Raw genomic sequence first — 9,056 nt, forward strand, 5'->3', positions numbered from 1 at the left:
AAAGGTTTTGTGTTCGATGGTGCGTCTATCCCCCGTCTATTGTGGTTTTTCCTATCGCCTACCGGTTTGCTGCTCATCCCCGGTCTGATTCATGATTTTGGCTACCGTTACGATTACATCTGGGTTGTCGGCGAGGACGGCAGGATCTGCAAGCAGGATCAGGCAATGGGGCAGGATTACTGGGATGAAGTCTTTTATAGCGTGGGTGAGCGGGTAAACGGCATGAAAGTGATCAACTGGATGGCGTGGCTGGCTCTCTCTGCATTTGGCGGATTAGCATGGGATGCAAACCGAGCACGGGCTGCTGAAGACATTGTTCCAACCGCTAGCGACGGGATGGCACCTGTTGGTGGTTAGCGTGTCAGGTCCGCGGATGGTTCAGTTGTGAAAACACACCGATATTTTCAGTTTCGTTTCAAATCCGCTGGCTAAACTGCTCCTGATTTGAATCCGATCACAACGATAAATTAGGAGCTGACCGATGCGCGTGATTCTGGCAACCGCATTACTGCTGAGTACACAACTGGCCTGGAGTGCACCGGAAGATTTCCGGGATGGTCAGGTACGGGAAGGTAACAACGGCGAGCTACAGGCCTGGGATAAGGAGAACAGCCGTTGGTTAGGTATTGACGGTTTTTGGCAAGCTTATGCCGATCGTAAAGGTGGAATCACCTGGGGCAAAAGTACAGAGTACCCACCGTATAACCAGGTGAACGAGTTCGACACCTTACTGATCCAGTTGGATAGCGGTAACTGCCTGATGGAGTTCTTCCACTCACGCTGGCGTCGTGCCAACGATGTGCGCCGCTGGGATGAATCCTTTAATGCCTACGGTGGTTGTCCACGGGTTTTTGACTGATATCTACCCGTACAGCTGCTTCTTGGTTACTTCAGTTGTACGAATATCCATCAAGGCTCTCCGTCTGGCTGATCAAGGAACAGACGGGGGGTGACCTGTCTCAAGTCTAATCAAATCTTTATCCAGGACAGTTCTGGATCGCTGGTTTCAAAAACCGCATTCCTGCTAGTATCAGCCAGGCCGCTTATCTGAGTTTAAACGGTTGTTTAAACTCATTGTCATACGACAACGGCATACTTGGATGGCTGTGCGGCTTGGTCAGCATCTGCTGGTCAGGTTTATATGTTGTTGTAATTACTGAGAAAGACAGGGACGTGTGATTGTGCAAGGAGCTGCACAGCAGTATCACGATGGCTTACATCGATACTCCATTGCTACGGATGACTAATCTGTCCGTATACCGCAATTGCATGCCCATCCTCTATATCTTTTTCGACGTTGTAACCCTCCCATGTCAGTTCTTTAGGAGTTGCGTGGCTGTGACAAGGCAGCAGCCGCTTTGCGGCAAGGTGAGTCGAACGTGAATGGAATAAATTGAATAGGTTTATCGATGTTTAACAAAGGAAAATGGACGAGCCTCGTTGCTGTAACAGTGACCTCATTTGTATTTTCATCCGGTGCGTTCGCAAAAGAGGAACCCGGTGTGCGTTATAAGCGTGAGAACGTAAAAGGGACCTGCTACTTCGCTACCCGCGACTGTACCGGTTACTCCCGTGATCATATTAACGAGAAATCCTGCGATGTGGATAAAGGTGGCCTGAGCTGGCGTCCTCCAAAGACCAATTTCTGTAAAGCAATCCGCTGATCAGCACCTATCTGCATCGCCCCTCGCTGCGGCACGTATTGGTATCCTCAATCGGTAATGTCGCAGCGATATCCTTATCCTTGTTTATACTGAATAGGTTTAGAGATGATTAAAGGTAGTTGCCTGTGTGGGCAGGTGACCTACGAAATTTTTGGCGATGTGGGAGAAATCGTGCATTGTCATTGTCGAACATGCCGTAAGGCACACGGCGCAGCATTCTCCAGTGTCGCCGCAGTTAGCGATAGCGATTTTGCTCTGCACGGTAAATCGTTGTTGCGCTCCTACGAGTCTTCACCGGGGAAAAACCGGTATTTTTGCAGCTGCTGCGGAACCCAGATTTATGCTAAGCGCGAAGGTACAGAACACATTATTTTGCGCCTGGGTTCACTGGATGATGATCCACGGACGGTCGAGAAGAACCACATTTGGGTATCTCAAAAGGCCCCTTGGTATGCCATCGACACTCCGCTGCCGTTGTGCCTGGAGTTTGAATAGTTATTGGATATTTGTAAGGAAGGTAAGTTATGTCGGCATTTGATTATCAGGGATACGAACATTTATCAGGTGTGTTGCCGATGGAGCAGGTAAACCGTTTGCGTGATGCCCTGGCGGAGACCCCGCTGGAGCAGAAGGCCGGTGAAAAAAGTGCGGATAAAGTTTTCCCTATCGTGCAGGAACTGGTGAGCGATCCCAATCTGATGCGTATTGCAGAGAGTTATCTCACCGGGATTGTTTCGATTGTGCAGGTCAAACTGTTTGAGAGTACGCCAGCAAAGGCATGGCATCAGGAACGCAATGTTGTACTGAACCAGAAGGTCGATATTGCAGACTGGGGGCCTTGGCACGAGGAAGACGGTGTTCACTACGTTCAGCCACCCATTGAAGTGCTGGATAACATGGTCACCCTGCGCCTGCAGTTGGATGCGGCCAACGAAGAGAGCGGCTACCTGCGTATCATCCCGCGCAGTCACAACACAGGTCTGATGTCCGAAGAGGAGATCGCAGCTTATGCTGAGAGCCATGAAAGCATCGATTGCTTTACCGAAGCGGGTGATGTTTTAGCGATCCGTCCGCATGTATTGCACAAAACCTGTGAAGGCAGCAGTGGCAGTTCGCGACGTGTGCTGCAGATCGAATACTGCGGTTATAAATTGCCTGCTGGACTGGAGTGGGCTTGAGTTGGGTGTTGGGCTTTGCTGCGCAAAGGCCAACCTACACGGCAATTTTCCTGTAGCAGCGGTCTTTTATGCCCTTTAGGGTGCCGACCGCGACAGGCTGAAGGGAAGTATTCTCCAAATGCCTTTGTCGCCCTCAGAGCGGGCTGCTACAAGTGTATCTGAGTGATGTAGCAGAGGGCTCTGACCACGACAGTAATCACCATACACGCTACAAAAAAAGCCCCGAGAGTCGGGGGTTTTTACGTTGAAGCTCTCTGTTTTGCTTAGCGCTTCAGATACTCACCAAAATCGATATTGCCGGCTGACAACACCGCCTGAATACGGTTATGTACATTCAGCTTACGCAGAATCGCGGAAACGTGTGCCTTCACCGTGGTTTCAGCAATGTTGAGGTTGTAAGCGATCTGTTTGTTGGACTCACCTTTGGACATGCGTTCCAGCACCAGCAGCTGGCGGCGGGTAAGGGAGGAGAGCAGTTCCGGTGGAATCTGGTTCTCATCCTTGCGGTGGGAACGACGACTTTCCGGTTGGCTGGAACGGATGATATCGGAAGGCAGATAAACGTTGCCGGCCAGAATCTGGTTCAGCGCTTCGGTCATCTGTTCCCGTGGGGATGACTTGGTGATAAAGCCCACCGCGCCGTAGGTGATCGCCTGCAGCACCACCTGTTTGTCTTCTTCGGCAGAGACGATAACCACAGGGATAGTGGGAGACTCGTTACGCAGGGTGATCAGACCATTCAGGCCATTCATGCCCGGCATGTTGAGATCCAGCAGGATCAGGTCAAGGTCATCAGACTCTTGAGTGATTTCCAGCGCACTGTCCAGATCTTCGGTTTCGATTGTCTCGCAACCGGGAAAACTCTTTTCGATTACATTGGTAATCGCTTCGCGGAACAGCGGATGGTCGTCCGCTATCAGAATTTTGTACACAACACATCTCCAGCCATTCTAGTTATTATGTGCGATCTCGATCCCTGAACTCGCCGGTGTGTCTGTGTTCAGACTACCTTATCTATTTTATAGCTCACCTACGCACTGGATAGGGCTCAGGTGTGCCTGCTTGCAGTTCCAATCCGGCTTCACGCCAGCCGTCGACACCGTCCCGGTACCAGTAGAGATTGGTATACCCCCATTCAGCTGCGCGCTTCACGGCGTTCCAGGACATCCAGCAATCTGCCCGACAGTATAATACCAGCGCAGCATTTTGCTGATTATTTGCGACAACGTTCAGATGGTGGCGAAAGTAGTCTTCCCATCCTTTATCGAGTTCACCCATCCCGACATTGGGAATCCAGCGGCTACCCGGGATCTGCATAAATGCCTCATTTTGCAGAAAGTGCCCCTGTAGCCAGCGTACCGGTTGAACGTTCAGCAGCGCAGGTGGATGCTTACTTTGCAGCATCTGATGCAGCGTTTGCGTGCCAATCGTTTCTGCACCCTCCACACCTTGTGGGGTGGGACTGCGATAACGGATGATCCGGTAACCCTCAAATGAGAACAGCTCTTCCTGGTCCTTGAACGCCTCCAACCAGTTTTGCTGGGCAGCTTTTTGGTCGGGCTGATCGTCTGCAACGGCCAGTGCCGAGCAGAATAAACAGAGCGCTAAGGTCAGGGTTCTCATCTTTTTTGCCTCCATACCTGACTATTACACTCTGCTAAAGTGCTGGCATGAATCCTACCTTGGAGGAAAAAAATAAGTACTAAAGTAGTATTTTTTCAGTAAAGCACAATTAAAACAGGGGCTTATAGAGTGTAAGAAGAGGGTGAAACAGGAGCGTGGGAGAAAAGATAGGAGAGCACTAAAGAAAGAACCCGCATGGTCTGCGGGTTCTTGTTGGGAAAGATTTATGAAGCTTCGAAGGCAACGGCCTTGATTGGAAAGACCTGGTCGTACACCCAGTTAAAGGCGAAGGCATACACCATAAAGAACAGGGTGAAGCCGATATCGGTCAGGAAGGCGTGCCATAGGGTCATGTCCAACCACCAAGCCACCAGTGGCAAACAACCCGCCAATAAGCCCCCTTCAAAACCAATCACGTGCAGCAGGCGCATCTTAAATGAGCGTTTGTTGGGTGGCGTGTGATGCTGCCAGCGATCAAACCACAGGTTGTAGGCGTAGTTCCACACCATCGCGATCAGGCTCATAACAATCGCCAGAGCACCGATCTCGGCCACAGAGTTCTCCAGGATCAACGCCGCAGCCGCCGTGGACAGCACAATGGCTACGCCTTCAAACAGCAGGGTGTGACGGATTCTGTCTTTAGTGGTGCGCATAGCTAACTCCGTTATCTGGTATTGCAAAATCTGTGTGTGTATTCTCTCAGTTATTTCTATAGTTAAAAGTTAGTATCTATCTGTTTTATGTATAGGTTGAAGCCTGATGCGATTTAATCTGGAACAGTTGCGTGCCTTTAGCCTGAGCGTCGAGAGGGGGTCTTTCTCTGCGGCAGCCAGGGAGATGGGCAAGGCGCAATCCGCTGTCAGTACGGCGATCTCCAACCTGGAGCTGGATCTGGGATTGGAGCTATTCGACCGCAGCCGTCGTGAACCCACACTGACTGAAGAGGGAAAAGCGTTGCTACCCCAGGCAAAAGCCCTATTGGAGCAGGCGCAGCTGTTCGAAGGACGTGCGGACTCGATGGCTGCAGGTGAGGAGGGGCGGCTGACATTAGCGGTGGAAGAGGCCCTGATAGGTGAAGCACTGGAGGACGTGCTGGTACGTTTTGAGCGAGCATTCCCACAATTGGAGCTGGAGCTACTGAATCCTGCCCGTCGCGACATCATCCGTCTGGTACAGGAAGGCCGTGTGGATATTGGCGTGTTGGTCAGCATTCTAGAGGCGGGTGAAGGTTACTACATCAAGCCGCTGCGTCAGATGGCGATTGTGGCCGTTGCAGGTGCCAACCATCCGCTCAGCGGTCAGACATTGCCGAGTTTTGCGGAGCTTGGGAACTATCGGCAGCTGCGCCTGACCTCACGCTCCGGGCAGATTATTGCCAGCGAGCAGTTCAGTAGCAAAGTGTGGAAAGTGGAGAGCCAATACTTCCTGATGGACTTGGTTAAACGAGGCCTGGGCTGGGCCTGGGTGCTGGAGCATATGGCCAGACCGTGGCTAGATGATGGCAGCATGACGCTGTTGCGCTTTGAAGGACGTGGGGATGTGGCGCATATGCCGGTCGATCTGATTATCAGCCCCAAGTACAAAGAGGGTACGGCGGGGCAGTGGCTCTACAAGGAGCTGGCTGAGCTGGAGTTTCTGGTCTGACTTCATGGCAGAACTCCAGCATCGCTCGCATCTGTGTGCAAAAGCTGGCAAGCTGCCAGGCGAACTTTCACATACGGACTGAGCATCGAGTCAGCACACGCCATGAAACTGAATTTCCCCCTATTGAAGAACACCACTGCCGTACTGTTGGCCTTTTCTATCACGGGCATCGCTCAGGCAGAGGAAGCCAAACGTTATCTGATCGTAGCAGCACTGGAAGCAGAAACCCCGGGGCTGCAGCAGTACGCACCGATCGTGTATACCGGTGTGGGCAAGGTGAATGCCGCCATTGGTTTGTATGAAGCCATCAACAAATACCAGCCGGACCTGGTGATCAACTACGGTACTGCAGGCGCCGTGACCGACGTGCGTGGCCTGAATAAAATCGGCACTTTTATCGAGCGGGATATGGACGCCCGGGAGATCGGTTTCCAGCGCGGTATCGCGCCGTTCTCTGGCGAAACATTACCGGATGCGAAAGGCGTTGTGCTGGGCACCGGTGATTCCTTCGTCAGCGACTCGGCCAAAGCACTGGAAGGATTGGATATCCAGGTTGATCTGGTGGATATGGAAGGTTATGCCTTGTGGAAGGTGAGTCAGAAGCTGGGTGTGCAGTTTGTCTCGTACAAATACATCAGCGACGACGCAGACGTAGATGCGCCAAACGACTGGGAAACCAACGTGGCCAACGGTGCGAAGAAGTTCGCTCAAGTGTTGGAGAAAGACTACGGCAAGTCAGCCTTGCTGGGTGAATAAACGCCAAAGTTAAACGCGATAAAGTCGGATGCCAACTGAATTTGAAGGCATCCGGCCAGAAACCCGTTACTTAAACTTAACCGCCGTACCGCTCACACTCACCATCATCATACTGCCGTTCTGGCCCACCACTTCGTAATCGATATCGATCCCGATAATCCCATCGGCACCCATCGCACGCGCTTTCGCTTCCATCTCATCAAAGGCAATATCCCGCGCCTTACCCATTTCCTGCTCATAGGCACCGGAACGACCGCCGACCACATCGCGGATCGCACCAAACAGATCCTTACAGATATTCGCACCCAGAATCGCCTCACCGACGACAACGCCCAGATAATCCTTAACCGGGCGACCTTCTACGACAGAGTGAAGTGTGATGGTTATTACCTGACACCTGCCCTCAGATAATGAGAGTGGTCATAGCGTTTCCCGTGAACTATAGAACGAGTATCTCACGCTCGACTATATCCACGAGGTAACGACTATGACCACCAATGAAAAGGTAGCACGCCGTAAGCTCAGCCTCCTAGAACTTGCCAAAGATCTTCAGAACGTCAGCAAAGCCTGCAAGATCATGGGCTACTCCCGTCAACAGTTCTATGAAATCCGTCGTAACTATCAGACCTTTGGCTCCGAAGGCCTGTTGGATCGCCTACCTGGCCCTCGCGGACCGCACCCTAATCGGGTCAGTGAAGAGATTGAAACAGCTATTCTGGATCACAGCCTGGAGTTTCCGACGCACGGCCCATTGCGCGTATCCCAAGAGTTAGCACTCAAAGGCATCCAGGTCAGCTCTGGTGGTGTACGTGGCGTCTGGAGTCGTCATGACCTTCTCACTCGACATGATCGCTTGCTGCGCTTAGAGAAGACCGTTAAAGACCGTAAGCTGGAGTTATCTGATGAGCAGATTAAGTTGCTCGAACGCTTCAGCCCCGAGTTCCGTGAACGCCACATCGAAGTACATCACACCGGTGAGCTGGTTGCTGTTGATACGTTCTTCGTCGGTACGTTGAAAGGCGTCGGTAAGGTTTACCTACAGACTGTGATCGACTGCTTTAGTCGTTATGCCTGGGGGCGTCTGTACACCAGTAAACTACCAATCACCGCCGTTCATGTGCTGAACACCGATGTCTTGTCATTCTTTGAGCAACATAAATGCCGCCTAGAAACCATCCTTAGCGATAACGGCCGTGAGTTCTGTGGTCGTAAGGATACCCATCCGTATGAGCTGTTCCTTCAGCTGGAAGAGATCGAACACAGAACCACACGCGTGCGTCGTCCACAGAGCAATGGCTTCGTCGAACGCTTACACCGCACATTGCTGGATGAGCACTTCCGCATACAGGGGCGCACAAAATGGTATGAAGCGGTTGAGGAAATGCAGAAAGACCTGGATACCTACCTCAATCATTACAACCGTAAACGCCCACACCAAGGCCGTGATATGAATGGTCAGACACCATTCACTGTCTTTAAGCGAGGTATACTGAAAAAATCAGAGACTAAAAAAGCAGCCGAATCGGCTGCTTAAGAGAAGTTGATGCGGGAAGCGCTGTCAGGTGAATACTATCTCTGTACAGACAGAGGTTGTTGTTTTGAGCATGTTGGTTTGTCCTCGAAAAGTAGATGTTTATCACTGACTAAATGTTATGGGGTAGAACTGCACTACATTCAACTTAAATGCATGAGATAGTGATAAATTTGACTTATTTTTCTATAGCCTGATTATAGCTTTTTCTAAGATAGTCTACGCTCAAAGGTAACCATTGACGCATTAAACCAATACCTTGGTTACTAAAGAGTGTCCCATGGTGAGTTGGAGGTAGTTCTAAACCTGAGTTTTCTGAAAAAAACATATCCACAGCACCTGACTCGTCGACGACTTTGTTCTTTACGAAGTAGTCAATCAGCTCAGCCTTTACCTGTTTGTTGTTAAGTGATTTTATAAGTTTTGCGACTGGGTCCTTGAACTCAAGCTCTTCGCTATCAAGTTGTGCTAATGCTCCAACTAAGGTTTGTGCCAGTGCTGGAGTTTCTTCGTTATTTAGACCTGAATCAGTGAATTCATCTGCTATTGCCGTGCCACCGCATTGAATATAACCACATTCTTTAACACCGCTCGATCTTATCCGGATTCTGCCGCCGCATCTGCGCTACTGCAGCATCATTCACCGTCTTCTCCGACGTT

At 50.9% G+C, this 9,056-nt stretch carries 12 protein-coding genes; 8 read left to right on the forward strand and 4 right to left on the reverse strand.

The features are described from left to right. The 5 genes from ACEQ15_RS19915 to ACEQ15_RS19935 form a co-directional block, all read left to right on the forward strand. Nucleotides 1–357 (forward strand): DUF1353 domain-containing protein (locus ACEQ15_RS19915; protein ID WP_370281022.1); only part of this gene is annotated, 357 nt, incomplete at its 5' end. A gap of 124 nt (nucleotides 358–481) precedes the next feature. Beyond that, nucleotides 482–859, forward strand: coding sequence for a hypothetical protein (locus ACEQ15_RS19920; protein ID WP_370281023.1), 378 nt, complete (start codon nucleotides 482–484; stop codon nucleotides 857–859). Nucleotides 860–1,502: 643 nt separating this feature from the next. Further along, nucleotides 1,503–1,664, forward strand: a complete 162-nt coding sequence (locus ACEQ15_RS19925; protein WP_370281024.1) for a hypothetical protein — start codon at nucleotides 1,503–1,505, stop codon at nucleotides 1,662–1,664. A gap of 105 nt (nucleotides 1,665–1,769) precedes the next feature. Further along, a complete protein-coding gene (locus ACEQ15_RS19930) occupies nucleotides 1,770–2,159 on the forward strand; it encodes a GFA family protein (RefSeq protein ID WP_370281025.1) in 390 nt (129 codons plus the stop codon). A gap of 29 nt (nucleotides 2,160–2,188) precedes the next feature. Next, the gene (locus tag ACEQ15_RS19935; RefSeq protein ID WP_370281026.1) at nucleotides 2,189–2,842 is read left to right on the forward strand and encodes a phytanoyl-CoA dioxygenase family protein; all 654 of its coding nucleotides are present in this window, start codon (nucleotides 2,189–2,191) and stop codon (nucleotides 2,840–2,842) included. 263 nt (nucleotides 2,843–3,105) lie between these two features. Here the strand turns inward: ACEQ15_RS19935 and ACEQ15_RS19940 are convergent, their stop codons facing one another. The 3 genes from ACEQ15_RS19940 to ACEQ15_RS19950 form a co-directional block, all read right to left on the reverse strand. Next, on the reverse strand, nucleotides 3,106–3,774 hold the full coding sequence (locus ACEQ15_RS19940) for a response regulator (RefSeq protein ID WP_370281027.1): 669 nt from the start codon (nucleotides 3,772–3,774) through the stop codon (nucleotides 3,106–3,108). A 94-nt stretch (nucleotides 3,775–3,868) separates the two neighbouring features. Then, entirely contained in the window at nucleotides 3,869–4,465 is a 597-nt protein-coding gene (locus tag ACEQ15_RS19945) for a rhodanese-like domain-containing protein (protein ID WP_370281028.1), read from the reverse strand. A 224-nt stretch (nucleotides 4,466–4,689) separates the two neighbouring features. Next, nucleotides 4,690–5,118 (reverse strand): PACE efflux transporter, encoded by a 429-nt coding sequence (locus tag ACEQ15_RS19950; protein ID WP_370281029.1) that lies wholly within the window; start codon nucleotides 5,116–5,118, stop codon nucleotides 4,690–4,692. Nucleotides 5,119–5,224: 106 nt separating this feature from the next. Here ACEQ15_RS19950 and ACEQ15_RS19955 point away from each other — a divergent pair, with 106 nt between their 5' ends. Both ACEQ15_RS19955 and ACEQ15_RS19960 read left to right on the forward strand, forming a co-directional pair. Continuing rightward, complete coding sequence (locus ACEQ15_RS19955; protein WP_370281030.1) at nucleotides 5,225–6,109, forward strand: LysR family transcriptional regulator; 885 nt, start codon at nucleotides 5,225–5,227, stop codon at nucleotides 6,107–6,109. A gap of 102 nt (nucleotides 6,110–6,211) precedes the next feature. Beyond that, complete coding sequence (locus ACEQ15_RS19960; RefSeq protein WP_370281031.1) at nucleotides 6,212–6,865, forward strand: hypothetical protein; 654 nt, start codon at nucleotides 6,212–6,214, stop codon at nucleotides 6,863–6,865. 66 nt (nucleotides 6,866–6,931) lie between these two features. Here the strand turns inward: ACEQ15_RS19960 and ACEQ15_RS19965 are convergent, their stop codons facing one another. Continuing rightward, nucleotides 6,932–7,252, reverse strand: a complete 321-nt coding sequence (locus ACEQ15_RS19965) for a heavy metal-binding domain-containing protein (protein WP_370281034.1) — start codon at nucleotides 7,250–7,252, stop codon at nucleotides 6,932–6,934. 100 nt (nucleotides 7,253–7,352) lie between these two features. On the opposite strand from ACEQ15_RS19965, the gene ACEQ15_RS19970 reads away from it, so the two are divergent. Next, complete coding sequence (locus ACEQ15_RS19970) at nucleotides 7,353–8,399, forward strand: IS481 family transposase (protein ID WP_370281032.1); 1,047 nt, start codon at nucleotides 7,353–7,355, stop codon at nucleotides 8,397–8,399. The last annotated feature ends 657 nt before the right edge of the window (nucleotides 8,400–9,056 follow it).

Origin of the sequence: Pontibacterium sp. (assembly GCF_964228735.1) — a bacterium.
In the GTDB taxonomy this organism is placed as follows: Bacteria; Pseudomonadota; Gammaproteobacteria; order Pseudomonadales; family Balneatricaceae; genus Pontibacterium.